The sequence below is a fragment of the Sorangium sp. So ce119 genome (assembly GCF_051524405.1).
In the GTDB taxonomy this organism is placed as follows: domain Bacteria; phylum Myxococcota_A; class Polyangia; order Polyangiales; family Polyangiaceae; genus Sorangium; species Sorangium cellulosum_G.
In genome coordinates, this window is the sequence record NZ_CP150310.1 from 7366857 (window position 1) to 7392284 (window position 25428).

16 protein-coding genes are annotated in these 25428 nt (G+C 72.6%); 9 read left to right on the forward strand and 7 right to left on the reverse strand.

Features of this window, described 5'->3' with window-relative positions; all coding sequences use genetic code 11:
* Positions 1 to 8: 8 nt before the first annotated feature.
* From WME76_RS27740 to WME76_RS27755, 4 genes are all read right to left on the reverse strand, one after another.
* Positions 9 to 998, reverse strand: coding sequence for a DUF448 domain-containing protein (locus WME76_RS27740; RefSeq protein ID WP_437955285.1), 990 nt, complete (start codon positions 996 to 998; stop codon positions 9 to 11).
* Between the two features lie 35 nt (positions 999 to 1033).
* Entirely contained in the window at positions 1034 to 2677 is a 1644-nt protein-coding gene (gene nusA, locus WME76_RS27745) for a transcription termination factor NusA (RefSeq protein WP_433927746.1), read from the reverse strand.
* Positions 2678 to 2707: 30 nt separating this feature from the next.
* Positions 2708 to 3292 carry a ribosome maturation factor RimP gene (gene rimP / locus WME76_RS27750; RefSeq protein ID WP_437955286.1) on the reverse strand — a complete coding sequence of 195 codons (585 nt, stop codon included), beginning with the start codon at positions 3290 to 3292 and terminating at the stop codon, positions 2708 to 2710.
* Positions 3293 to 3635: 343 nt separating this feature from the next.
* The gene (locus WME76_RS27755) at positions 3636 to 4844 is read right to left on the reverse strand and encodes a phosphoglycerate dehydrogenase (RefSeq protein WP_437955287.1); all 1209 of its coding nucleotides are present in this window, start codon (positions 4842 to 4844) and stop codon (positions 3636 to 3638) included.
* Between the two features lie 37 nt (positions 4845 to 4881).
* Here WME76_RS27755 and WME76_RS27760 point away from each other — a divergent pair, with 37 nt between their 5' ends.
* Positions 4882 to 5889 carry an FG-GAP repeat domain-containing protein gene (locus tag WME76_RS27760; protein ID WP_437955288.1) on the forward strand — a complete coding sequence of 336 codons (1008 nt, stop codon included), beginning with the start codon at positions 4882 to 4884 and terminating at the stop codon, positions 5887 to 5889.
* Here WME76_RS27760 and WME76_RS27765 read toward each other — a convergent pair.
* From WME76_RS27765 to WME76_RS27775, 3 genes are read right to left on the reverse strand one after another with little or no spacing between them, the layout of a single operon-like run.
* The gene (locus WME76_RS27765; RefSeq protein ID WP_437955289.1) at positions 5846 to 7657 is read right to left on the reverse strand and encodes a hypothetical protein; all 1812 of its coding nucleotides are present in this window, start codon (positions 7655 to 7657) and stop codon (positions 5846 to 5848) included. The genes WME76_RS27760 and WME76_RS27765 overlap by 44 nt on opposite strands.
* A gap of 12 nt (positions 7658 to 7669) precedes the next feature.
* Positions 7670 to 8308 carry a hypothetical protein gene (locus tag WME76_RS27770; protein WP_433927756.1) on the reverse strand — a complete coding sequence of 213 codons (639 nt, stop codon included), beginning with the start codon at positions 8306 to 8308 and terminating at the stop codon, positions 7670 to 7672.
* 15 nt (positions 8309 to 8323) lie between these two features.
* On the reverse strand, positions 8324 to 10009 hold the full coding sequence (locus WME76_RS27775) for an FHA domain-containing serine/threonine-protein kinase (protein ID WP_080682436.1): 1686 nt from the start codon (positions 10007 to 10009) through the stop codon (positions 8324 to 8326).
* 385 nt (positions 10010 to 10394) lie between these two features.
* On the opposite strand from WME76_RS27775, the gene WME76_RS27780 reads away from it, so the two are divergent.
* The 8 genes from WME76_RS27780 to WME76_RS27815 all read left to right on the forward strand — a co-directional run bounded on the left by WME76_RS27780 (position 10395) and on the right by WME76_RS27815 (position 25109).
* On the forward strand, positions 10395 to 11558 hold the full coding sequence (locus WME76_RS27780; RefSeq protein ID WP_437955290.1) for a hypothetical protein: 1164 nt from the start codon (positions 10395 to 10397) through the stop codon (positions 11556 to 11558).
* A gap of 362 nt (positions 11559 to 11920) precedes the next feature.
* Positions 11921 to 13648 (forward strand): serine/threonine-protein kinase, encoded by a 1728-nt coding sequence (locus WME76_RS27785; RefSeq protein ID WP_437955291.1) that lies wholly within the window; start codon positions 11921 to 11923, stop codon positions 13646 to 13648.
* 258 nt (positions 13649 to 13906) lie between these two features.
* Complete coding sequence (locus WME76_RS27790; protein ID WP_437955292.1) at positions 13907 to 16570, forward strand: TonB-dependent receptor domain-containing protein; 2664 nt, start codon at positions 13907 to 13909, stop codon at positions 16568 to 16570.
* Between the two features lie 8 nt (positions 16571 to 16578).
* Complete coding sequence (locus WME76_RS27795) at positions 16579 to 18105, forward strand: hypothetical protein (RefSeq protein ID WP_437955293.1); 1527 nt, start codon at positions 16579 to 16581, stop codon at positions 18103 to 18105.
* Between the two features lie 159 nt (positions 18106 to 18264).
* Positions 18265 to 21906 (forward strand): S8 family serine peptidase, encoded by a 3642-nt coding sequence (locus tag WME76_RS27800; protein ID WP_437955294.1) that lies wholly within the window; start codon positions 18265 to 18267, stop codon positions 21904 to 21906.
* A 40-nt stretch (positions 21907 to 21946) separates the two neighbouring features.
* Entirely contained in the window at positions 21947 to 22867 is a 921-nt protein-coding gene (locus WME76_RS27805) for a LysR substrate-binding domain-containing protein (RefSeq protein WP_437955295.1), read from the forward strand.
* 272 nt (positions 22868 to 23139) lie between these two features.
* Positions 23140 to 24177: a 2Fe-2S iron-sulfur cluster binding domain-containing protein gene (locus WME76_RS27810; protein WP_437955296.1), complete on the forward strand. Its 1038-nt coding sequence runs from the start codon at positions 23140 to 23142 to the stop codon at positions 24175 to 24177.
* 32 nt (positions 24178 to 24209) lie between these two features.
* Positions 24210 to 25109 carry a sterol desaturase family protein gene (locus WME76_RS27815; protein WP_437955297.1) on the forward strand — a complete coding sequence of 300 codons (900 nt, stop codon included), beginning with the start codon at positions 24210 to 24212 and terminating at the stop codon, positions 25107 to 25109.
* Positions 25110 to 25428 lie beyond the last annotated feature (319 nt).

Here is a 25428-nt window from a genome sequence, read left to right on the forward strand (position 1 = left end):
GCTCCACGTTAACCAATCCGCCTCACCCATCCGCGCGGGCGACGATTTGCGGCCACTCTGTCCACCGTCGAGGCGCGTCCGGCGGAACCGGACACCACCCCCCTGCCCCCGACCGCGCCGCCTTCCCCGGTCCCCGGCGCAGTTGCAAGAAGCCGACCGACCCCACTCTCTGGCGCCGGCGGCTCCTCGCCGCTAGCAGGCCGCGCGCCCTGCTCCGACCGCGTGGACGCATGGCGCGCCGGTCGACCTCGCCGACCGGCGCCGCCCCGCCCACCCTCTGCTGCGTCTTCGCCCCGCTCGATCCGGGCGCAAGTATCCACCACGTGAACTGCGCTCGCGACGGCGGCGGCGATCGACGCCGACGAGATGGCCATCACGGCCACGCCGCGCTCGCGCGGGCCGCCGGCGAGGGCGCCGAGCGCCTGCCCGCTGCCCCATGCGACGGCGCGCCCCTCGGCGATCGCCCGCCGGACCTCCGGCAGATCCGCGCCCGCCGCCGCGTCGCACGCGACCAGCACGAGCGCGGCCTCGCCCCGCGCGCAAGACCCCACAACCGCGTCCGCCCCGATCGCCGCGCGCTGCGAGCGAACCGCGGAACGGAGGAGCCCCTGGATCCGGCGCTCCGTCGCCTCACGGATCGCCCGCGCCAGCGAGACGGTCGTGAGCGGCTCCGCGCCCGGCGCGGCCTGAGCGCCGGCGCCCTCCACGTCCAGGCCTGCGCTCCCCACGATCGCGTGGACACGCCCCTTGGCGGCGCGCGCGAGGCCCCGGGCCACCGCGCCCGCCAGGCAGTCCTTCCGCGGGTGCACGTGCGCGCCGCGGCCGAAGCCGCCGTCGCCCGGGTCGACCGCGATCACGCCGCCGGGGCCGAGGATGAGCCGGACGAGCGGACGTGCGCCGCGGGCGTCATCGACGCCGACGCGCTCCCCGCAGCCGACGCACGTGCGCACGCGCCCCTCGAGGGGCTCGCGCTCACCTGCGCCGTTCTGTCTGCTCACCGCTGATTCCATCCTCGGTCCTCTCGCCCCCCAGCCTACGCGTGCCTCGCCTCCGCGGCGCGACGAACATCCGCCCGCGCCGCATCGAGCACCTTCTGCTCGCTCTCAACGAACTCCCGCGCGCCCTGCTTGATCGCGCGCGCCTTCTTGATGCCGAGCCCCGTCCGGATCGCCAGCCGGTCCTCGTCCTCCCGCAGCACGTCCTCCACGCTGCGGTAGCCGGCCTCCTCCAGCAGCACCACCGTCCGGTCGCCCACGCCGCGGATGAACATCAGCCGCTCGCGATCGGTGAGCGGCTCGGTGCGCGAGCTCGCGGAGCGGATGCGCTCCTGCCGGAGCCGCTCCATCGTCGTGTCCGCCTGCGCCTTGATCCGCTCGGCGGCCTCGGCGCCGCCGAGGCCCGGGATGGCGGCGAGCTCCTCGACGGACGCCTCGCTCACCTCTTCCAGCGCGCGGAAGCCGAGCCGGTACATGGACTTCGCGATCTGCTCCGTCACGACGTCCATCTGCTGGAGGGCGGAGATCGCCTCCTCCTCCATCTGCTTGAACTTCGTCTCGCTGATGATGTCGAGCTTCCAGTTCGTGAGCTGCGCGGCGAGCCGCACGTTCTGGCCCTTGCGCCCGATCGCGAGCGACAGCTTCTCGTCGGGGACCACGAGCTCCATGCGCCCGTCCGCCTCGTCGACGATCACCTTGTGCACCTCGGCCGGCTGGATCGCGGCGATGACGTAGCGCGCCGGATCGCGGTCGAACGGCACGATGTCGATCTTCTCGCCGCGGAGCTCCTGGACCACCGCCTGCACGCGCGAGCCCTTCATGCCGACGCACGCGCCCACCGGATCGACGTCCGCGTCGCGGCTCGTCACGGCGATCTTCGAGCGGGCGCCCGGCTCGCGGGCCACCGACACGATCCGCACGATGCCCTCGTAGATCTCGGGGACCTCGGCCTCGAAGAGCTTCTCGACGAGGCGCGGGTCGGAGCGGGAGAGGATGACCTGCGGGCCGCGCGCCTCGCGATCGATGTCCTTCACGTACGCGACGATGCGGTCCCCGGGCCGGTACGTCTCGCGCGGCGTCTGCTCGCGGAACGTGAGCACACCCTCGGTGCGGCCGATGTCGACGATGATGTTGTTGCCCTTCTCGAACCGCCGCACGATGCCGCGGATGAGCTCGCCCTTGCGATCCTTGTACTCGTTGAAGATGAGATCGCGCTCGGCGTCGCGCACGCGCTGGAGCAGGACCTGCTTCGCCGTCTGCGCGGCGATGCGCCCGAAGGTCGTGCGGCCGTGCTTCAGCTTCAGGATGTCGCCGTACTCCTTGTCCTGATCGCGCGCCTTCTCCGCGTCTTCGGGGCGCCAGAAGACCTGGAAGCCGAGCTCCTCGCCCAGGGTCGCGTCCAGCTTGAGCTTGTCCACGTCAGTGATGGAGATCTCGCGCTCCGGCTCCGCCACGGCCTCGACCACCGTCATGTACTGGAAGAGGTCGATCTGCCCGGTGTCCTCGTTGAAGCGCGCCTCGAGCTCGCGGGTGGGGCCGAAGACGCTCTGCGCGGCCTTCAAGATCGCGGCCTCGATCGTCTCGACGAGGATCTTCTTGTCGATCCCCTTCTCCTTCGCGACCTGATCGAGGATGCTGCCGAGGCTCGTCTCCGAGGTCGGCATCGCTGCCATCGTTGCCATGACGTCCCTGTCTCCTGATCTTTCTTCTCTCTACTTGCGCTTCTCGGAGCCGCGCTCGCTCCGCTGTGAGGCCGGCCGCGGAGCCGACCCCTTGGCGGCCTCCTTGCCCTGACGCTGCCCCTTCTTGGGCTTGGGCTGCGACGCGAGCTCGAACACGAGGCGCGCCTCCACGACATCCGAAAACGGGACCTCGATCTGCTTGCCGTCGACCAGGACCGCGACCCGCCCCTCCGCGGACTCCAGGAGCTCGCCCCGGAGCAGCCGCTGACCGTCCGGCGCGGGGCGCGACAGCTTCACCTTCGCCGTCCGACCGCGGAAGCGAGCGAACTCGGCCTCCGTGCGCAGCCGCCGATCGAGGCCTGGAGAGCTGACCTCGAGGTTGTAATGATTGGGTATGAGATCCTCGACGTCGAGGACCGATGAGACGTCGCGCGACACGTCCGCGCAGTCCTCCAGGGTGACGCCGCCGCCCGCATCCGCCGACCCCTCGCGCTCGATCGTGAGCCGCAGCGTCCAGCCCGCCCGCTCCGTGGTCCACTCGAGATCGACGAGCGTGACCCCGTGCGAGGCGAGCACCGGCGCGATCGCGTCGCGGACGCGACCAAGATCGAACACGGCTCTGGTCGTAGGCTCCATCGGTTCCGGCATGTGAGAGACGTCAGCCCTGGGGAATCCGGGACTTTTCAGCGCCATGAACCCCGAGCGACGGTGCCCGGCGCCCCTGCGCCAAAAAAAAAGAGCCGATTCCCGAACTGGGAACCCGGCTCAGCGGATCCGCCTAGTTGTCGGCGGACAAGCTAGTCGAATGCGGGCCTTCATGCAAGGGGGGATACGGGCAAACCGCCCCTGCGCGGCCGGGGATCTCCCGGCCGGCTCGTCCGTGCGTGTCCCCCCACGCCGCGCCGCGCCGGAGGCCGACGGCGCGGCGCTTCACGGCGGCTACGCCAGGGTCACGCGGTCACGCGAGGTTGGGCAGCGCGACGATATCCACATGCAGGACCTCCTCGAACGCCGCGATCTCCTTCAGGCAGGCTTCGCTCGGCCGGCCGGAGACCCGCATCTTCGTGCAGGTGGCAGTCGCCCCCTCGAAGACGGTGTTTGATATCTCCTCGATGTTGATCCCGTGCCGCTTCATGACGCTGAGGGTGTTCGCGAGGACGCCGACCTTGTCCAGCATCCGGACGACGACCGCGTAGCGAGCGGGCGAGGTCGCGCAGATGTTGACCACGTTCGGGAGCTCCTCCTCCGTCATGAAGGCGCGGATGATCCGGGCCGTCTCGAGGGCGACGGCGCGCTGCGCCTGCTCCGTCTGCGCGCCGACGTGCGGCGTCCCGTAGACGAGCCCTCGCCCGAGGAGGTGCGACTCGAAGGGCGCCGAGGGCCTGTCGGGCTCGCTGGAGAAGACGTCGAGGCCGACGCGCAGCCCCTTGCGCGGGACGAGCTCCTCGAGCGCGGCGTAGTCCAGCACCTCGGGGCGCGCGACGTTGACGACGATGGCGCCGTCGGGGAGCGCCTCGAGGACGCTCCGGCTGACGATGCCACGCGTCTGCGGCGTCGCCGTCAGGTGAATGGTGAAGATGTCCGAGCGGGCGGCCAGATCCTCCAGCGTCCGGGCGTAGCTGACGTCCAGCTTGGCGGCGCGCCCCGGCGTCAGGGAGCGCGACCAGGCGTGCGGCTCGAGGCCGAACGCGCGGGCGCGCAGCAGCACCTCGCGGCCGATCGCGCCGAGCCCCGCGATCCCGATCCGCCGGCCGAACAGGCCTCGGGCCACCGAGTACTTCGCCTTTTCCCAGCGGCCGGCCCGGAGCTCGGACGTCGCGTCGACCAGGCGGCGGTCGAGCGCGAGGATGAACCCCATCGTGAGCTCCGCGACCGCGGTGGCGTTCTTGCCGGGACAGTTCGCCACGTAGACGCCGCGCGCGCTCGCGGCCGCGACGTCGATCGTGCCCACGCCGACCCCGGCCCTCACGATCAGGTTGAGCTGCCGTCCCGCCTCGATCGCCTTCGCCGTGACCTCCGTCGAACGAACGACGAGGATGCCGATTCCGTCCAGGGCCGCCGGAAGCGTGTCCTTGGTCAGCTCCGGCCGGGACTCGATCTGGATCCCGAGTACCTTGAGCTCTTCCAGAGCCGAGAGATCCATTTTATCGGCGACTAGCAGGCGCATGCGGACGGGAACGGTAACAGAAAAGCTCACGCTGACGATGGGCGTTCTGCTCCTCTCCTGCGCCAGCGATCATCAGGTTTCTCCCTGGGGCGCCGCGCGCAAGCCGCCCCTCGGCGCGTACGTCGCGCCCCCGGACCTCGACGCGCATCTGCGCGCCATCGACGTGGAGGCCGCCGAGCTCGGGCTCGAGCTGGAGGTCGAGCTCCGCGGCGGGCTCCCGCGCGGCGGCGGCGAGGTGGTGCTGCGCGGCTATGCCGGCACCGACGCGCTCGGGCGCCGCACCTCGGCCGTGCGCGTGGCGACGCCGCGGGGCGTGGTCATGGCGGCCGGGCCCCTCGACAGCGGGCGCGTGGACCGGAGCCAGGCGACCCGGCTCGTGCCGTCGCTCCTGCCAGGCACGGCGCCGGACGCGGCGGAGCAGCTCGGGATGTTCCGCTCCGGGACCGATCTCAACCGCGACGGCGCTCCGGACGTCGTGCTCGGCAACGAGGCAGGCGACCTGGAAGTATGGGCCGTGCAGCCGTTCGGCGCCTCGAGGTACGCCGTCGAGCTCGCGGTGCCCCCGCGGTTTGCGCTGGATGTCGACCAGGACGGAACGCTGGAGCTGGCCGGACGCGCCCCCGTGAAGGACGGGGATCCCATCGCGCCGGATCTCCTCGACGTCGCGGGCTTCGAGGGCGGCCGCTACACGCACCGGGGCGACGCTGCGCGCGCGTTCCACGAGGCGCGCGCGGGGGCGGACGACCACGGTCCGGGGGGCAAGCGGAAGGAGCCGCCGAAGGACGACGCGGGGCGCCTGCGGCGCGCGCTCGAGCAGGCCTGGCACGCGCTGCTCGCGGGGAGGCCGGAGGAGGAGACGCTGGCGGCGCTCGATCGGGAGCCGGTGCCGCCCGGCCTGCAGCCGGCATTCGCGGCGCACCGCGCCCGGGTGGCGAGCGTGGCCGAGGCCCCCCCGGCGGGCGCGCCGGCCAGGGAGGGACCGCGCGGCGCGGGCGGCGCGCCTACTCGTCCGCAGGGAGCATCGGAAACGCCTGACCGAAGGTGACGACGATGTCGCCCGGGAGGGCGTCGGGCTCCTTGTAGCCGCGCGTGAGCGGGAAGCCCCAGTCGGCGCGCATGACCACGCGGTTGAGCTGCGGGAAGAGGGCCCGTATCCCGAAGCCCGCCGACTGCTTGAGGCGCAGGTCGTCGTAGCCGTTGAAGGCGTCACCGGCGTCGAAGAAGGCGGCGCCGGCGATCTGGCACGACCAGATCTCGAGCGGGCGCGTCCGGAACTCCAGGTTCGCGGAGAGCACGTCCTCGCCGATGAACGCCGCCGACGGATAGCCGCGGAGGCGCGTGTCGCCGCCGAGCACCAGCCGCCGGTTGAGGTAGTTCCGGTAACGGTCGAACAGCCGCACGTCGAACACGAGCCGCCCGACGCCGAAGCTCGGCGTGTGCACGCGCGCGCGCGCCTCGATCGACGCGTCGAAGATCTGCGATCGATCGAGCTCGGTGACCGTCTCGACCACCGCGCGCGCGAGGCCGTCGCCGAGCGCGACCGTGTACGCCGCGGCGGCGGAGACGCCGAGGAAGCTCCGGGTCGAGTTGAGCGCGGTCGTGACCGGGTAGATCGCGATCGAGAGCTCGTGGCCGAGCCGGTAGTCCTCCTGCAGCGCGAGCGTGTTGAAGTCGAGCACGCGCGAGAAGCGGGTCGAGTACGTGGAGTACTTGAGCACCGGCGCGACGCGGGTGTCGCTCACAGGCATCTCCTGCTCCTCGAACTCGGCGACCGCCGACGGGGCGAAGCCCGCGCGCTCGTCCGCGCGGTAGACCTTGCGGCTCGCCTCGATGCCCACCGAGACGTCGTGCTTCACGCCCGCCGACCTCCCCGCGCCGCGGCCGCCGAAGCTGCGCGTGACCGTGTAGCCGCCGACCAGGAGATCGCTCCGGTAGCGGTGAGGGATGCGGTCGTCGGCCGGCGTCGCCGCGGCGTCGAAGGTGGCGAGCCGCGTGCCGATGAAGCGGCGGGTCACCTCGTCGCGCCAGGTGACCTCGGCCTCCCAGGCCCACTCCGCCTCGGTCGCGTAGAGCGGCTGCCCGTACACGAACGTCCCGCTGGAGCCCTCGAGCTCGCCGGTCTCGCGACCGACGATCGCGTTCAGCTCGGTCCGCAGCCGCACGCGGCTGCCCCCGACCCGCGGCATCGCGTAGGCGACGCCGAGCGAGAGCGCGCCCGGATCGAGCGCGAGCTGCGCCGCGATGGTGTGGTGGACGCCGAACAGGTTCGTCTCGGCGGGCTGCAGGAACAGGTACTCGAGCTGCCCGCCGGCGAAGCGGTAGTTCGAGTTGAGGCGCAGGCTCCAGACGTCCTTGGTGGCGACGGCGACCCGCACCCTGTCCGGCGCGCTGCCCCGCACGGCGAAGACGAGGACGAGCGAGAGCTGGCTCAGGCCGCGCAGGATGCGCGCCGACTCGTCGGCGAGCGCCTGCTCGTAGGGGCGCCCGACAGAGAGCAGCACCTCGCGCCGGATGACGTACGGCCTCGAGAGAACGTGGAACCAGTTCAGGAAGCCGGGCGCCGGATCGCGGTCCTCGATCACCTCGAACGGGACCACGTCGATCCCCTCGACGATCTTGCCCTCGGGGGCAGGATCGAGCGTCGCGCCGAGGCGCGCGAGGGCGCGATCGATCGTGGCGCTCTCGTAGCTCGAGTAGCCCGCGTGCTCAGCGGCCGCGGCCGGCGCGCGCTGCTGGGCGTGCGCCGCGCCCGCGAGGAGCGCCCCGGAGAGCGAGAGCGCGCAGCGCACCAGCACGATCGATGCGCGACGCAAGGCCCGCTCGCCTCAGAAGGACTCGCTGGCAGGGTAGGTCGCCATGACGTTGACCTTGTACTTCACGTACTGGTGCGGGATCGTCCCCCAGTCCGGCGTGGGCATCGCCCGCTTCACGCAGCGGAGCAGCTCCTTCGTCCTCGCGCGGCTCACCGTGGTCGACTTGCCCACGTAGAGGTTGGTCCGCTTGCGCCGGAAGTCCATCTCGAGGACGAAGCTCACCGTGATGCTCGTCTTGCCGGTCGGCGCGCACTGGACGTTGTCGCGGATCGCGCGCGAGAGCGCGTCCTCGAAGAACGTGACGTGGTCGCAGCGGTCGGGCGGGGTGCTGCCCGGGCCGGGGTTCTCGCAGCGGATCGTGGTGAACGGCGACAGCGTGACGCCCTCCGGCAGCCCGGCGCCCGCGTCCGCGAGCGCCCCCGCGTCCCACGCGTAGGCGCCGGCGTCCGCCGTGGCGGCGTCCGCGGACGGGATCGACTCGGGCCGCGGGCGGCGCCACAGGTAGAGCGGCACCGCCACCACGATGAGCCCCGCGACGAGCGCGATGATGATCTGCAGCCGCACGGGGCGCTCGCTGCCGCCGCGACCGAGGTAGCGGTACGGCGAGGGCTGAGACGGCGGGCTGGACGGGAACGGAGGCCGGCTGTTCATCGGACGCGTTCGGGTTCAGTCGATGAGCGTCCGCGCCGGGCGCCCGGGCTCGCCCTTCACCAGCGTCGCGCCGAGCTCGAGCGTCTCGGGGAGCATCCCCTGCACCTGCGCGACCACCTGCTCGACCACGTGGCGCGCCTCGTCGATGCTCGGACCGACGATCGACACCACGAACTTGAGCGGCCCCGTCCGGCCCGCGACGGCGGGCGTGAGGCTGAGGAGGAGCATCTCGGTCAGATCGATCACCCGCTGCGCCGCCTTGCGCAGCGCGAGCATCTCGAGGATCGTCGGGCGCTCGCTCACCTGCCGGTTCGGGCCGCGCAGCTCGTAGCGCGCGACCTGCATCGGGACCTCGGCCCAGTCGGCGAACAGGCCGTCCTCGTCGATCGCCTTCATCAGGTGCTCGCGCACGAGCAGGCCGGTGAGGCCGTCGCGCTTGGCGAGGTACTGCTTCGCGCGCCGGTGCTGCGGCGAGTCCGGGCCGAACGTCACGAGCTTCATCCGGCACTCGCCGACCTGCACCTCGCCGCCGTGCAGCAGCGAGACCTGCGACTTGCGCTCGTAGTTGAAGTCCGCGTAGGTGCCGTTCGTGCTGCCCTGATCCTCGATGAGCCACGAGCCCGTCTGCCACTTCAGGATCGCGTGCGCCCCCGAGACGGTCGCCTCGGGCACGCACAGGCTCTGATCGCTGCGGCGGCCGAGCGCGAGCTTCGTGTCGTGCAGCGGGAGCAGCGAGCCCACGATCTCGGGCGCGTTCGTCGCGTACGTCACGAGCAGCGACTGCGCCCCGGGGGTGAAGTTCAGCTTGAGCGCGCCGCCGGGCGGCGGGCCGGGATCGAGGCGCTCGCGCGGGAGCTGGATCGGGCTCGTCGTGAGCTGCGACGGGTTGAAGAAGCGCATGTGCCGCGCCTGCGGCCGCATCGACGGGTCCTCGTTGAGGCCGCGGAAGATCTGCCGCACCTCGTCGATCGACAGGCCCGCCGGCACGTCGAACATGATCTGCTGCTTCATCGTCTTGAGCCGCGGCTTGTAGCCGGGTTCCGGGACGCGGCAGGTCCACATCTCCCAGAGCGTGAGCGCCATGGCGTACACGTCGTCCTCGGGGCTCGCGCCGCCGTTGCGCAGCCGCTCGGGAGACATGTAGTTCGGCGTGCCGCCGTCGGGCGGCGCGCCGGGGCGGCGCGCCGAGGCGCGCGCGCGCTCCTGCGCGAAGCCGAAGTCGAGGATGACCGCCCGCCCCTCGGAGACCATCACGTTGCCGGGCTTGAGGTCGCCGTGCACGAGGCCCTGCGCGTGGATCGCCGCGAGCCCGTTGCAGACCTCGCTCGCGATCTTGCGGAACTCGTCCGCCGTGTAGCCACCCTGGGCCTTGCGCTTGCGGATGTGCGTGTGGAGCGTTTGCCCGGGGATCTGCTCCATCACGAGGATGGGGCCCCACGGGCTCGGCGCGAGGTCGTGCACGCGGCAGACGTTCGGGTGGCCCACCGAGCGCGCGAGGAGGAGCTCCTGGCGGAGCGCCTCGTCGTCGCCTGGCATGCGCGACTCTTCGCGGACCACCTTGAGAGCCACGGTCTGCTGCGTGGAGCGATCGAAGGCCAGGAAGACCTCGCCCATGCCGCCTTTACCGAGGCTCTGACGGATGTCGTAACGATCGTTGATGACCGTTCCGGCAGTGATGGGAGGGGGGGGTGTCTTGGTCACGGCCCGCGGTGGATAAAAGGAGCGCGAACCGGAGCGTGCCCGACACCGGCTGCGGCGCACAGCGTCGTCCATCTGAACGTGGAGCGCAACGGTCGTTCTGGGGGACAGGCCGGACACAGGGCAACACCGGCCGCCCCGCCGCTGGTTTGGGCCGAGATCGCCGCCCCTGACGTCCCGGGCGCCGGGATCTCTTGACGATGGCCGCCGATTTGTTTACGCGGCTCGGTCAGCCCGGCGCTGACGGCCGCGCGCCGGCGCTGGCGCCGCGAGGTCCGCCGGGCCAGCGAGCCGGTGAAGCGCCGCGCGGCGCGGCCCCCGCGGGTCCGGAGAGCCCACGACGGGCGCGATGGCCGGACCGCAGCGCCGCGGCTCCTTGGAGGCAACGATGCGCTGGGACGGCTGGATCCAACACGGAAGAACGAACCTCGCCGCGGCGGCGCTCTGCGCGGCGGCGGCGCTCGCGGCGGGCTGCGGCGACGACACGGATGGGAGCGCTGGAGCGTCGGGCGGCGGCGGCGGCCCGGACGGCGTCGGGTGCCTGGACGCGGGCTCGCACGACGCGCTCTTCTCGCTGGTCGACCCGGCGTGGTGCGCCGTCGCCGCCTACCAGACCGACGAGGACATCGGCTTCGCCTCGGTGACGTGGGGGCGGCACGGCGGACCGATGTTCGTGCGGAGCGACGCCGGGGGCGCGGCGGAGATCGTGCGGCTCACGCCGCCCGACGGGGCCACCGGGGATCTCACCGCGGCGCGGGAGAAGGTCGACGCGGGCGTCCCCGCCGGCGCCTTCCTCGGCGGCCAGGCCGTGGACCTGCCGTTCTTCGGCTGGACGGCGATCTCGTGGACGAGCGCGTTCCCCGACACGCTCGGGGAGCTGATCCTGATCGAGGACCGCGCGGTCGCGCAGCGCTACGAGGTGAACGGCTTCTTCACGGCCGCCGCCGTCGAGGGGCGCCTGCTCTACACCGGGCTGTCGCCGCTCGGCGATCCCACCGCGGGGTCGAGCGGCCTCTATGCGGCGGAGAGCTGCGGCGCGGCGGGGCAGGACGCCCGGCTCGTGCCGGAAGACGACGCGAGCTGCGCGGCGCCCGCCGCCGTCGCCGCGTGGGGCGACAGCTCCGGCCCCGTCACCGCCGATCGGCGCGGCAACGTGTTCGCCGTGCTCCCGGCCGCCGACGGATCGCAGCAGGCGCGCGGCTTCGCGGCCGGCGCGATCGCGCGCGGCGCCGGGCCGACGGAGGGCGACGCCCTCTTCACGCTGCCAGGCGGCGGCATGGGCCTGGCGGCCCTCGCGCCCGAGCAGGGCGCGCCCGGACTCGTCGTCTTCCAGCCGACCGACCCCGCGACCTACGAGGCCCTCGCGCCGGTCGCCGTCGCCTTCGCCGACGACGGCGGTCGCGTGCAGACCGACGGCGCCCCGGCGCCGCTCCTGGATCTCGCGACGGCGGGCACGTCGCTCTCGCTCGTCGCCGACGAGGCGAACCGCCTCTGGATCGGCGGCCCTCTGCCGGGCGGAGGCTTCCTGTTCGCGATCGCCGTCCGCCGCTGAGCCGCCCGGGCGAGCCCCTCCACCACCGCGACGCCCGCGCGTCCGTCCACGATCCACCCGCGCGTCCGTCCACGATCCAAACGCAGCGTGACGCAGCTCCCCCCGAACGGAGCACGCGCTGCTCTGTTTCACGTCGGTGACGCGACAGCCACGTTCGTTCCCGGACGCCGGCGCTCAGCGCCGCGCGCCGTCGCCGCGCTCACCGACCGTCCGGACGGCAGCGCACCGAAGTCCACGCATTTCAAGCGCGTGTCGTGGCACTGCAGATTGACACGTCAGAGTCGCCTCAGTCACACTGCTCCTGAGGCGGCTGCTGTGCGTCCAATCTTCACCTCCTCACGCTGCCCGAGGAGAGGCACGACATGCCTGACGGCCGACAGGGAGAGGTAACCGGCAGCTCGAGGACATCGAAGGCTGCCGCGCCGGACCCGCTGCTAGGGCGTGTCATCAACGGCCGCTTCAAGGTCGTCAGCGTCATCGCGCGCGGCGGCATGGGGAAGGTCTACAGGGCAGAGCAGGCGCCGCTCGGCCGCATCTGCGCGCTCAAGGTGCTGAGCCCGAAGTACGACGGCGACCACGATCCCGAGTTCCACCGTCGCTTCTTCCTCGAGGCGTCGACCGCGGCGAAGCTCACGCACCCGAACACGGTGACCGTGTTCGACTACGGCCACAGCGACGACGATATCTATTACATCGCGATGGAGTACATCGAGGGGAAGACCCTCCACCGCGTGCTCCGCGAGGAAGGGCCGTTCCCCGAGGCGCGCGCCGCGCACATCGCCCGCCAGATCTGCCGGTCGCTCCGCGAGGCGCACGCGCTCGGCGTCGTGCACCGCGACCTCAAGCCGGGCAACGTGCTGCTCGTCGATCACGAGGACGAGCACGACCACGTGAAGGTGCTCGACTTCGGGCTCGTCAAGGACACCGAGAGCGGCGAGAACCTCACGCAACAGGGCCTGTTCATGGGCTCGCCGAAGTACATGGCGCCCGAGCAGATCTCCGGCAACGACGTGTCCCCGCGCACCGATATCTACGCGCTCGGCGTGATGATGTACGAGATGCTGTCGGGCCACGTGCCGTTCGACAAGGGCGCGAGCGTCGGGACGCTCATGTCGCACGTCAACGACCCGGTCCCGCCCATGCAGACGTACAACCCGCAGCTCTCCATCTCTCAGACGATGGAGGGGATCGTCCATCGCTGCCTCGAGAAGGACCCGGCGCAGCGCTTCTCGTCGATGAACGAGCTCGTCGCCGCGCTCAAGTTCACCGCGGGCGGCATCTCCACGCGCGACACGGGCGAGACGCTGCCCGCGCGGACAGGGATGGCGAGCCACCGCCCGTCGGCGCCGTCGTACCCGTCGTACCCGTCGGTTCCGTCGTACTCCACGGTGACCGGCGATTTCCCGGGCCTCTCGACGCCGAACTCGTCGCCTCCCACGAGCTCGCCCCCCACGCTCACGGGCCCGCTCGCCACGGACAGCGCGCTCAAGGCGCCGGCGGCGCCCTCCTTCGTCGCCCCCTCGATCACGGACTCCATGGGGCCGCGCGCGGCGCCGCCCGTGGAGGGGCTCTCCGCGACCCAGCCCGGCGCCGGCCCGGGGCGAAGGCTGGTGCCCTGGGCCATCGCCGCGGTCGTCGCGGCCGGGGTCGGCGTCGCGGCCGTGGTGACGTCGCGCGCGCCGATCGCGCAGACGGGCGCGCCGGCGCGCGAGCCCGGCGCGGGGAGCACGCCGCCCGCGGAGACGGCGCCCGCCGCGCCGCTCACGCCCGCGGCGCGCACGCTGCACGTCGAGAGCGCGCCGCCCGGGGCGGCCGTCAGGGAAGGCAACAAGGAGCTCTGCGCCGAGACGCCGTGCGAGATCGTGTGGCGAGGGTCGGCGGCCGCGCTCGCGTCGGAGCACGAGCTCGTCTTCGAGAAGCAGGGCTACGAGCCCGCGACCGTGCGCGTCTCCAGCGCCGAGGAGCGGGTGCGCGCGAAGCTCGACCCGGCCGCGAGCTCCGCGCCGGGGACCCCGAGCAAGCCCAGGTCGAACGTCGCGAACGTCGCGAAGGTCCCGAAGAGCGCGCCGTACAAGAGCAACCCCTACTGACGAGCGCGGACGCGCGCCGGGCAACTCTGGTAGAGTCTGCGGCGCTCTCGCGTTTGCAAGCTCGTGACATCGCCGCAGTGGCTTCGCGCTCGCGCGAGGGGCGTACCGGGCGCCCGCGCGTGGAGGACGTGTTCGATGTGATGTGGGGAGCAGCTCCGTGGATGCTCCCGAGCTCCCGCCGGGATCGCCGTCGCGCCCCGGCCCATGTCGCCGGAGGATCGCCGTTATCCCCGGCCCCGCTGAGGACAGGGCGAACCCATGTCGTCTTCCGATTCCTGCTCGCACGGCCGCCGCGACGCCGGCCCGGCGCTCCCCCCGACGAACGACGCCCGCGCCGCGGGGCCGCGCAGCAGGGCGGCGCTCGCGCGCAGGCTCTGCGCCTGCGCCGCCCTCGTCGGCGCGATGGCCGCCGCGCGCGGCGCCCGCGCCGACGCCCGCACCGAGGCGCGCATCCACTTCCGGGCCGGCATGGAGCTCATCGCGCAGAAGCAGTACGACGAGGGCATCCGGCAGCTCCTGAAGGCCAACGAGATCCTCCCGCACCCGAACGTCGTCTTCAACATCGCGCGCGCGCACGCCGAGGCCGGCAACGTCGAGCAGGCGCTCGCCGCCTACCGCGAGTACATCGCGAGCGACCCCCCGGACCGCGAGCAGGTGACCCGGATCGTGGCGCAGCTCGAGCAGCGCCTCGCCGCGCAGCGCGCCGCGCCGGCGCCCGAGCCGCAGCAGCCGACGGCGCCCGCGCCGCAGCAGCCAGGAGCGCAGCAGCCAGGAGCGCAGCAGCCCGCCGCGGGCGACGCCCCCGCCCGGCCCACCGACCGACAGCCCGCCGCGGGCGAGCAGGCCGCGGGCGGCGCGCAGGGGCCGGGCGCGAGGCCGGCGCCGAGGCGCGGGACGGCCCCGGCCGACGCCGCGGGGATCGTCGGCGCGGCCCGCACCGAGGACGTCTACCAGGAGACCGTCATCACCGCGTCGCGCGGCGCCCAGAGCCCGCTCGACTCGCCGAACTCGACGACCATCGTGACCCGCCAGGACATCCGGCTCTCCGGGACGACCCGCATCCCGGAGCTGCTCCGGCGCGTCGCGGGCATGGACGTCATGCAGATCACGGGCGGCGACGAGAACGTCTCGATGCGGGGCTTCAACAGCCGCCTCGCGAACAAGCTCCTCGTCCTCGTGAACGGGCGCACGGTCAAGAACGACGTGCTCGGCTCGACCTTCTGGGAGGCGCTCTCGATCGACGTCGACCAGATCGAGCGCATCGAGGTGGTGCGCGGCCCGGGCTCCGCGCTCTACGGCGCCGACGCCTTCGCCGGCATCGTCAACATCATCACGATCGAGCCCGGCGCCGGGAAGAGCGGCTTCCGCGCGGGCTACGGCGACCACCAGCAGGGCTACGGCTCGGTGTGGGCCTCGGCGCGGGAAGGCGACTTCGCGTACCGCCTGTCCGCCGGCTACACGCGCTACCCGCGATGGACGCGCGAGGTCGCGGACGACCGCATCGACCTCGAGACGAGCGGCCAGAGCCAGGATCTCGGCGCGCAGAACGTCCGGATCGACCTCCGGGCGTCGCAGCGGCTCGGGCCGCGCCGCGCGATCGACGTGGGCGCCGGCTACGCGAGGAGCGAGCTCGACATCTACGGCATCGGCCCGTTCAACGACTACAACCTGGAGGTCACGAACGCCGACGTCGCGGTCGCGTACCGCAGCGAGAACATCAACGCGCGGACGTACTACGCGAACCTCGACGGGTACTCGCTGCTCAACGCCGCGTACCTCGGGCACACCCTGTACGCGGGGCGGCCGCAGCAGCACGTCGTGAACGCCGAGCTCGAGTTCGTGAAGACGCTCCGGGCGCCCGCGTCCGTCGTCCACGACTTCCACATCGGCCTCGGCTACCGGCTCAAGGCGACCGAGTGGAGCTACCTCGACGGCGACATGCCGATCGAGCACCACGGCTCGGTGTTCCTCCAGGACTCGATGAAGCTCGGCGAGCGCGTCACGCTGGTCGCCTCGGGGCGGCTCGACTACGTGCCTTACCTGGAGCGGCTCATCCCGTCGCCGCGCGGCTCCGTCATCGTCAAGCCGACCGATCGCCAGGCGATCCGCCTCTCGGGCTCGACCGCGTTTCGCTCGCCCACGGCGCTCGAGGCGTACGTCGACGTGCCGATCCAGCTCGCGCTGCCCGGCCTGGAGCTGCTCTCGACCACGCGGCCGCCGGTGCGGTCCGGCTTCATCATCGATCCGGAGCAGATCATCACCGCCGAGGCGAGCTACCTGAACCAGCAGAGCGACTTCTTCGAGTTCGAGGTCACCGCGTACTACAACCGCGTGAGCGATCTCATCGTGCTCGCCGAGCCGCAGCGCATGACGCTCTCGCAGCGCGCGCAGGGGGTCGGGGGGCTGAACCCGGAGACGGGGCGCTACACCTCGGGGTTCGGCGGCTTCGAGAACCAGTGCGACGTCTACCACGTCGTCGGCGGCGAGCTCGGCGGCCGCGTCTACCCGGTCGAGGGGCTCGACATCTTCGCGAACTACGCGCTCAACCTGTCGGAGCAGCAGCGCCCCGACGGGTGCAACGCCCTCGAGGACAGGCGCACCAGCCAGCACAAGGTGAACGCGGGGGTCCAGGTCCGCACGCCGGTCGGCGTCGACGGCGAGGTCACGTTCCACTACCAGTCGTCGCAGGAGTGGGCCGAGCAGGTCCCGACGGGGACGGTCATCGCGACCAACATCTACCCGCTGCCCGCGTACACGCTGCTCAACGCGCGCCTCGGCTACCGCTTCCTGGACAACCGCGCCGAGATCTCCGCGACCGTCTTCAACGCGCTCGACGGCATCGGCGATCAGCCGCTGCAGATGCACCCGTTCGGCAACCGCATCGGCCGGCGCTTCATGGGCTTCTTCCGGTACTCCCTCTAGGCACCTCCATGCTCGGACCCAGCCTCCGCACCGGCCTCTCCCTGCTCGGCGTACTCCTCGCGGCCCTCCCGGGCTGCGAGGAGGCGGACGTCTTCATCCCGCTGCCGGAACAGAGCGGCCCCGCCGGGGTGCTCGACGGCACGGTGACGTACTCCGGCCCCCGGCCCTGCACGAAGGACGGCCGCGTCGTCGGGGCCGCGATCGTGCTCGGCTTCGACACCCGCCTGCTGCCGCCGCCCGAGGGGCTCGGCACCTCCGCCGCGAGCATCGACGTGATCCCCGGCGACGAGCTGTTCGGCGGCCTGGGCGCGGCGCTCGACGTCGCCCCCGACGGCGCGCTCCGCTGCCCCGCGCCGGACGACCCGCCCGTCACCGTGAGCGCCACGTGGAGGATGTCGCCGCTGCCCGCCGGCACCTACCAGATCCGCGGCTTTTACGACCACGATGGAAACTTCGACCCCACCTTCAGCATCGCCAACCTGCCGAGCCGGGGCGACGTGGCCGGCGGCGCGATCGAGAACGCGGCCGAGGTGCTCGGCGGCGCGGCCCCGCGCTACCGCGAGGTCACGCTGGCCGCGCCCATCCCCGAGACGGGCGCGCGCGTCAGCGGCATCGCGGTCACCCTCGGCCTCCCGCTGCCGCTGGAGCGGCCGGTCTTCCACGTCGCCGAGGTGCTCGCGCCCCCGTCCGGCGTCACGCAGAGCGCGGGGGAGGTGGTCATGGCGTCCGACTTCCTGCTCGACGTGTTCAGCCCGACGAACCCCGCGGGCACCGAGGCGTCGCTCCTGCGCCTGCAGCTCGCCGCGGGGGTGCCCCAGAAGGAGGTCGCGAGCGCGGCGGCGCCCCCGCTCTCGCTGCCGGTGGGCGGCGAGGCCGCGCCGACCCTCGCGTACGCGCGGCAGGACGTGAACGGCGACGGAGAGATCGACGGGGAGGATCACGTCCCGGACTCGGCGCTGATCCCGGCGCTCTTCCCGATCTCGGTGTTCTCGAAGCTCGAGGGCGACGACAGGCTGGTCGGCCAGGCCGCGCCCGCGGTGCTCATCCAGGGGCTCACGATCTACGAGGACCTCGTGACGACGGCCACGCTCGGCGCGGAGCCGCTCGGGCCGAAGGAGAGCGCCGTCATCGGCGTCCGGCCCGCCGCGCTGTGCATGCACCCGACCGATCCGGCGCAGGGAGGCGTCCTGGTGATCAGCCGCGCGCAGGACGGCGAGGGCAACGACATCATCGCCGAGGAGGACGTCGCCGAGGTCGAGGCGGCGCTCTCGCGGCAGTTCGGGCGCGCGATCACGATCGTGTACGGCTGCCTGCCCGAGGGGCGCTACGCGCTCAACCTCATCTACGGCACCGGCCAGGCCTGGACCGTGCCCAACGAGGCCGGCGTGTGCGCGCCGTCGGAGCCGGCGACGTCGCCCGCGGTCTGCGGCGCGCGGCCGCGCCTCGAGTCGCAGGACGTCGTGCTGCGCATCGGTCCGCCGGATGACCCGGCGTACTGCGCCGAGCACCCCACCCCGGCGATCTGCGCGCCCTGATCGACGCCGCGGCGCCGGCGCGCCCGAGCGGCGGCGCGCCCCGTCGATCGCGGCGCGGAGACCTCCGCGATCCGGGCGCGCGCGGCGCGACGAAGGCGCCGATTTCCTGCTGAAAGCGCCGGTTGCCTCGCGCGCACGGACCGATGGTAGGGTCCCGGCATGCGCCGCACTCGCTTTCCCTCGATGGCTTTCCTGGGGGCGCTCGGCGGCGCCGCGGCGGGCGCGCTGGTTCCGTCCGACGCCTCCGGCGACTGGCCGCCGCCCACCTCGGCGGACGCGTCGGACATGGCCGATCCGGACAGCTGGCCGATCGACCCCGACTACGGCCTCTCGGCCACGCAGAGCGGGCAGTGGAGCTTCTACTCCTTCCTCCCGACCCCGAGCGGGCGCCTCAGCCCCCGTCCGGAGGAGTCCGCCACCGGCATGTCGATCGACCTCGCCTGGCGGCTCACGCAGGGGGACCCGCGCGTGAGGATCGCGGTCACCGACTCGGGGATCCTCTGGGGAGACGGAGATCTCCTCGAGAAGGTGTGGCTCAACCCGGGCGAGCTCGCGCCGCACAAGCCGCGGCACGCGGACGACGCGCCGTGCGGCGGCGACGGCGAGCTCGCCGGCTTCGACTGCAACGGCGACGGGATCCTCTCCGCGTCGGACTACAAGGACACGCCGTCGCTCAGGCCCGAGCCGTCCGAGGGGCGGCCGAGGGGCGACAGGAACGGGAACGGCCGGCTCGACGCCGGGGACCTCCTGCTGCACTTCTCGGACAGGGTCGACGACGATCAGAACGGCTACGTGGACGACATCGCGGGCTGGGATTTCTTCAAGAACGACAACGATCCGTTCGACGACACCCGGAACGGCCACGGCACCGAGGGCGCGAAGACCGCGGCGGCGCAGACGAACAACCGGCTCGGCGGCGCGGGCGCCTGCCCCCGCTGCAGGATCATCCCGCTGCGCGTCGGCGACAGCCACGTCGCGGACGCGCAGGACCTGGCGAAGGCGCTCCTCTACGCGGCCGACCGCCGCGCCCACGTCGTGCAGTGCCCGGTGACCGCGATCGACAGCACCCGGTTCCTCCAGGCGGCGCTCGACCACGCCCACGCGACGGGGACGCTCGTCGTCGCGTCGATGGGCAACCAGGGCTCGCGCCACCACAGCGTGCCCGCGACGAGCAACCACGCGCTGCCGGTGAGCGCCGTCCGCTACGACGGCCAGACCGTCACGGCGTCGACCACGTTCCTCGACGCCTCGCCGTGCTCGAGCTTCGGCGGCAACAACCTGCTCGCCGTGTCGAGCGACGGCTGCGCCAGCGACGCGACCGCCGGGCTCGCCGGCGTCGCGGGGCTGCTCTACGCCGCCGCCCTGGAGCGCGGCGTGACCCTGGCCCCGGGGGAGGCGCAGGGGCTGCTCATCGCGAGCGCCGACGACGTCGACGTGCCGGAGTCGCGGGAGCCGGACTCGCCGTACCGCTGGTCGCAGCCGGGGTTCGACCAGCGGTTCGGCCACGGGCGCGTCAACGCGAACCGCGCCGTCGAGGCGCTCCGCGACGGGCGCGTGCCGCCGGCGATCGACATCACGTCGCCGCGGTGGTTCGAGGTCCTCTACAAGGACCAGGTCCAGGGGCCGGTGCCCATCGAGGGGACCATCTCGGCGAAGCGGGCGAGGACGTACGACTACACGGTCGCGTGGGCGTCGGGCGCGCAGCCGCGCGACGCGGACTTCAAGGTGCTCCACGAGGAGGTGAACGTCGCGCCGACGGTGGTCACCGGCATCCAGGGCCCGCTCGCCTCGCTCGACGTGCGCACCATCTCCCTGTCCCACACGCGCGACCCCGACAGCCCCCACGGGGAGAACGACCGCGCGATCACGGTGCGCGTCCGCGCGGTCGCCCGCTACGGGGGCGCCATCGACAAGGTCGAGGGCGAGGCGCGGCGCACCTACCACGTCGACAGCGATCCGACGCTGGTCGAGGGGTTCCCCCGGCCCATCGGCGACAGCGGCGAGGGCAGCCCGAAGATGGCGGACATCGACGGCGACGGCGTCCGCGAGCTCGTCTATCCGACGGCCGGCGGCGCGCTGCACGTGCTGAAGATGACGCCGAAGGGACCGACGGACCTGCTCGGGTTCCCGTTCCTCACGCGCCTCACCGACGGCCTGGCCAAGCCCGCGCCGCCCTCGGCCGCGCCCGTCTACGGGGACGCTCCGGCGTACCGCGAGGTGGACCTGGAGCTCGGCCGCGAGCCGATCCTGGGCGCGCCCGCGATCGCGGATCTCGACGGCGACGGCGCGCAGGAGATCGCGATCTCCACCTGGCCGGGCACGATCTACGTCGTCGGCGCGGACGGCGAGGTCAGGGACGGATGGCCGGTGCGGCTGCCCGAGATCCCCTCCTGCCCCCTCGATCCCGGGGCGCCCGCGAGCGCGCCGTGCATGTCCCCGAGCGCGCGGATCGCGCGGGGGGCGTTCGCTTCACCCGTCCTCGCGGACCTCGACGGAGACGGCCGGCTCGACGTGATCCAGGCGGCGTTCGACGGCCGGGTCCACGCGTTCGACGACGGCGGCGCGCCGCTGCGCGGCTGGCCGGTCGAGGTGCACTACGCGGGCCCGCTCGCCGCGGAGCCGGCGCGGAGCCGCGTCCTCGCGGCACCAGCCGTCGGGGACTTCAACGGCGACGGGCTCCCGGATCTGCTCGTCGGATCGAGCGAGCAGCTCGGCAAGGACGGCCAGGCCGGGGCGGTCTACGTGCTCGACGCGCGCGGCACGGCGGCGCCGTCCGGGCCCGTGCTCGCGGGCTGGCCCGTGACGATGCCGTCGCTCGCGCTCGCCCCGCTCGCGGCGGAGGGGATCACGGGGTCGGGCGTCGTCGGGGAGATCGACGGCGCGCTGACGGCCGTCGTGCAGGGCAACGGGGCGCCGCCGCTCCTGCTCCCGGCGTCGCCCGGCGCGCAGGCGGATCTGCTGGCGACGCCCGCGGGCGCGCTGCCGCCGGCGCAGGGGGGCGCGCAGGCCGGGCTCGATCCGAGGTTCGGCCCCCTCTCGCCCGCCGCGGGGGCCCGGACGATGCTGCCGCTGCTCTCGCAGCCCGCGCTCGGGGACATCGATCAGGACGGCACCCCGGACGTCATCGCCGCGGGCGCCTCCGAGGCGGAGGCGGCGACCCTCCTGGGCGCGCGCGGCGCGGGGCGCCACGGGCCTCACCTGCTCGGGATCTGGAGCGGCAGGTCGGGGGCGATGCTGCCGCGCGCCCCGTTCGTCCTCGAGGACCACACGATCGGGAACAGCCAGGCGGTCGTCGATCTGAACGGCGACGACTACCCCGAGGTGCTGACGGGATCGAGCGGCTACTTCCTGCACGCCTTCGACGGGTGCGGCCGGGAGCCGCGCGGGTTCCCGAAGTTCACGGGCCAGTCGATCTCGACGACGCCCGCCGTCGGCGACATCGACGGCGACGGGAGGCTCGAGATCGCGGTGGGCACGCGCGACGGGTGGCTCTTCGCCTGGCACACCGAGGCGACGACGGACGCGCTCGTCGCGTGGGAGAGCTTCCACCACGACAACCGGAACACGGGGAACCTCGGGACGCCGCTGGAGCAGGGGGGCGAGAGGAGGGCGGCGCGGCCGCTCACCGTGGACCTGTGCGAGGCGCCGCAGCAGGAGACGGTGTTCCTGCGGCCGAGCGGCGGCTGCTCCTGCGCGACGCCGGGGGAGCCGCGGGGCGAGGGAGACCGAGGCAAGGGGGCGGCGCTGGGGGCGGCGCTGGTCGGGGCGGCGGCGCTGTGGGGGCGGCGGCGGAGGGCGTGACGCCGCGCGGCGGCGCATCGGGGGCTGCGCTCCCTTTTGCATGAGCGCACCGCCGCTTCCCCGCCTGCGCGCCGTGGACCTGAACCTGCTCACCGTGCTGGACGCGGTGATCACGGAGCGCAACGTGACGCGGGCAGCCGAGCACCTCGGCATGACCCAGCCGGCCGTGAGCAGCGCCCTGACCCGGCTGCGGCTCCTGTTCGACGACGATCTCTTCGTGCGCTGCGGCAAGGAGATGGCGCCAACGCCGCGCGCCCTCTCGCTCGCCGGCCCGATCCGCGGCGCGCTCGACCTGATCCAGTCCTCGCTCGCACAGCCCGACGCCTTCGATTGCACGGCGAGCCACACCTTCAAGCTGGGGCTCAGCGACCTCGGAGAGGCCATCCTCTTGCCTCGCTTCGTGCAGTGGCTCGAGCGACTTGGGGCCCGCGTCCGGCTCGACATCTGCAGCGAGCCCGGCGCCTCGCTGCAGAATGAGATGCGGCTCGGGAAAGTCGAGCTCGTCCTGGATCATGTCGTCATCCCGGACGAGGGGTTCCGGCGACAGCGCGTGCTCGACCTCGAGTTCGTCCCGCTGGTGCGCCAGGCTCATCCGACCGTCGGGCCCTCGCTGACCTTCGACGAGTACATGGCGCTCGAGCACGTGGTCCTCGAGCCGCGCGAGGGCCAGACCGACCTGGCCGAGCAGATCCAGGCCGTCGTGGGGCGATCGCGGCGCGTGCGAGTGCAGGTTCCCCATTACCAGTCGATGTCGTTCATCGTCTCGCAGTCGAACCTCGTCTGCACGCTGCCGCTGCCCCTGGCACGGCTGTTCGAGCAGTATTTCCCCGTACGGGTGGTGAGCTGTCCGCTGCCCGTCCACCCGATCCCGCTGTTCATGATGTGGCGTGGTTGCCAGGAGGCCGACCCGGCCCATCAGTGGCTCCGGCGCTCCCTCATCGAGCTCTGCGGCCGCGTCTGATCTGCCTCGGCGTGCGGCCTGGACCGCGCGCAGGCGCGCGAGCTTGAATTCAGCGGAATATTCACGCTGACCATCTGCCTCATATCGTTTCTTGATTGGGCATTTCGCGGGCCGCCATCCATGAATTGCGCACCCGGCAGGGAGACGTCGCGGGTCGCGGGATCCGCGACGAACAGACGCGAGCTCCGGGAGCCTCCACAGGGAGAGATGACATCATGATAGGATTTTCATTCGTCCGTCGAAGGAGCGGCCGACGCGGGACGCTCCATGTCGTGGGCAGCGAGCGCGCGGCTCCCATCGAGGTCGGGGAGACGCTGCTCAGCGCAGCCGTGCGCGGGAACATCCCGTTTCCGCAGATGTGCAACGTGGGCGAGTGCGGCGCTTGCAAGTGCCGGCTCACGAGGGGTCAACTCCGTCTCAAGAAGGACATCTCTCGCCACGTCACGCCCGAGGAGCTCTCTGCCGGCTTCGTCCTCGCCTGCCAGAGCCTGGCCGAGTCGGAGGAGGTAGTGGTCGAGGTCCCGGGGACCGCCCGCGGGCGCTCGGCGGATCCGGCGCCGGTGCGGACCGACGCGAGAATCACGCGCGTGACGCCGCTCGCGCCCGGCATCCTCGAAGTCGAGGTCGGCCTCGCCGCGGAGGTCCGCTATGCGGCCGGGCAGTATGCGCAGCTCACCGTGCCCGGCGTCCCGGGGCTCAGCGAGCCGCGCTGTTACTCGTTCGCCGAGGCGCCGGATCGGACGTCGCCGCGAAGAGCGCTCTTTCATGTCCGCCACGTGCCGGGCGGCGCCTTCACCGGCTGGCTCTTCGCCGCCGGTCGCGCGGGCGCGCGCCTGCGCTTCTCGGGCCCACACGGCAGCTTCCGCTATCACGAGGCCGAGCGGCCGCTCCTGTGTGTGGCAGCAGGCACCGGCCTCTCGCCGATCAAGGCGATCCTCGAGCAAGGTATCTCGGACGGGCTCGCCCGCGACGTGACGTTGGTCCTCGGCGCGCGCACCCAGCAGGACCTCTACGCGCTCGACGCCGTCGCCGCGATCGAGGAGCGATGGCGAGGGCGGTTCGCCTTCGTGCCCGTGCTCTCGCAGGAGCCCGAAGGCTCGAGCTGGACAGGGCGCATGGGGCACGTCACCGACATCCTCCGTGAGGCCGCCGTGGCCCACGCCGGTTGCGCGGCCTACCTGTGTGGTCCGCCCGGGATGATCGACGCCGCGCTCGACGTGCTGCGCGGCAGGATCCAGCCGGAGCACCTGCATCACGACAGGTTCCTGGACCGTGGCTCGGTCGCCCTCGCCGCCTCGGCGGGCGCCTGAGCCCGCGCACGACACACGAAAGGAGGACCCCCATGCTCAAAAGTGCGCTGATCATCCTGGTTTTCACCGCGTTCTTCGCCGCCGTCGAGATCGTGTTCGGCCTGTACCGGCGCCCCGGCGTGCTCACCATGCGGGAGCTCGGCGCGGGTCTCCTGTCCCTCGGCACCTCCGTGTTGATGCGCGGCGCGTCCTTCGGCGCCTCGTTCTGGGTATTCAGAGCTCTCTGGCCGCGCTCCGAGGGCGCGCTCGCGGGCGTGAGCTTCTGGCTGGCCTTCCCGATCTACGTGCTCCTCGAGGAGTACGGGACGTACTGGGTGCACCGGAAGAGCCACGAGTGGCCGTGGCTATGGCGTATCCACAAACCGCACCACGTGCCGCGCAACATGAATGTCGCCGTCACATACCGGGAGAACTGGCTGTGGTATCTGCTGGTACCAAGCGCGTGGCTGGCCCCGGCCGTCGTCTGGCTCGGCCAGCCTGGCGCCTACGTGGCCGGGCTGTCCTTCAGGACCGTGATCGGGTTGATGGAGCACTGCGATCTCCGCTGGGATCTGCGTCTCCAGCGCCACCGCTTCACGCGTCCTGTCATGTGGGTGCTCGAGCGCATCATCTCGCTGCCCGACACCCACCATGTCCACCATGGAGTCGGCCGCTTCGGCAATGCCATGAAGAACTACGGCGCCGCGCTCATCTGCTTCGATGCGCTCCATGGCACGCTCATGATCCCGCATGCGCGGCAGGAGGGCTTCGGGCTGCCCGAGGGCGCGCCGGTCGAGCCCTGGGCCGAGCAGCTCTTCTGGCCGTTCGTGCGGTCGACCAAGGAGAGGACGGATCGTCGCCGGTCGGTCGAACATTCGCCTCCGGCGGCCGCGCTCGCCGCGGCAGAGGCGGTGATCTACACGGCCGAGGGCCGCGCTGTCGTGGTGCGCTGAGCCACCTGTCCCGGGAAGGGTCTGGACCGCAGCCGGAGCGGCCTCGACGGCAGCCCGGGGCCGCCTCGACCGCGGCGCCCGCCCGCCGCGGGCTCGGCCGTCACCACGGGCCGCCGTCAGCGCGCGCCCCCTCCCGGCGCGCAGCGCGGACCGGCGACGGCCGCGGGGCAGCCCCCACGCCGAGCAGCGCCGTCATGAGCGCCGCGACCTCGCCGCCGGAACCTCGCCGCGAAGCCGATGTCTCTCAGGGCGCGAGGGACAGCCGGCCAGCGCGGCCGGAGCGCCTCGCCGCGAGGGCGCAGATCCACGCGCCCTCTAC

Excerpts from the sequence above, each read along its gene's own strand:
- WME76_RS27780 (WP_437955290.1), top strand. The coding sequence starts at position 10,395 with ATGCGCTGGGACGGCTGGATCCAACACGGAAGAACGAACCTCGCCGCG.
- WME76_RS27785 (WP_437955291.1), top strand. The coding sequence starts at position 11,921 with ATGCCTGACGGCCGACAGGGAGAGGTAACCGGCAGCTCGAGGACATCG.
- WME76_RS27760 (WP_437955288.1), top strand. The coding sequence starts at position 4,882 with ATGGGCGTTCTGCTCCTCTCCTGCGCCAGCGATCATCAGGTTTCTCCC.
- WME76_RS27795 (WP_437955293.1), top strand. The coding sequence starts at position 16,579 with ATGCTCGGACCCAGCCTCCGCACCGGCCTCTCCCTGCTCGGCGTACTC.
- WME76_RS27815 (WP_437955297.1), top strand. The coding sequence starts at position 24,210 with ATGCTCAAAAGTGCGCTGATCATCCTGGTTTTCACCGCGTTCTTCGCC.
- nusA (WP_433927746.1), bottom strand. The coding sequence starts at position 2,677 with ATGGCAACGATGGCAGCGATGCCGACCTCGGAGACGAGCCTCGGCAGC.
- WME76_RS27800 (WP_437955294.1), top strand. The coding sequence starts at position 18,265 with ATGCGCCGCACTCGCTTTCCCTCGATGGCTTTCCTGGGGGCGCTCGGC.
- WME76_RS27805 (WP_437955295.1), top strand. The coding sequence starts at position 21,947 with ATGAGCGCACCGCCGCTTCCCCGCCTGCGCGCCGTGGACCTGAACCTG.
- WME76_RS27755 (WP_437955287.1), bottom strand. The coding sequence starts at position 4,844 with ATGCGCCTGCTAGTCGCCGATAAAATGGATCTCTCGGCTCTGGAAGAG.
- WME76_RS27770 (WP_433927756.1), bottom strand. The coding sequence starts at position 8,308 with ATGAACAGCCGGCCTCCGTTCCCGTCCAGCCCGCCGTCTCAGCCCTCG.
- WME76_RS27790 (WP_437955292.1), top strand. The coding sequence starts at position 13,907 with ATGTCGTCTTCCGATTCCTGCTCGCACGGCCGCCGCGACGCCGGCCCG.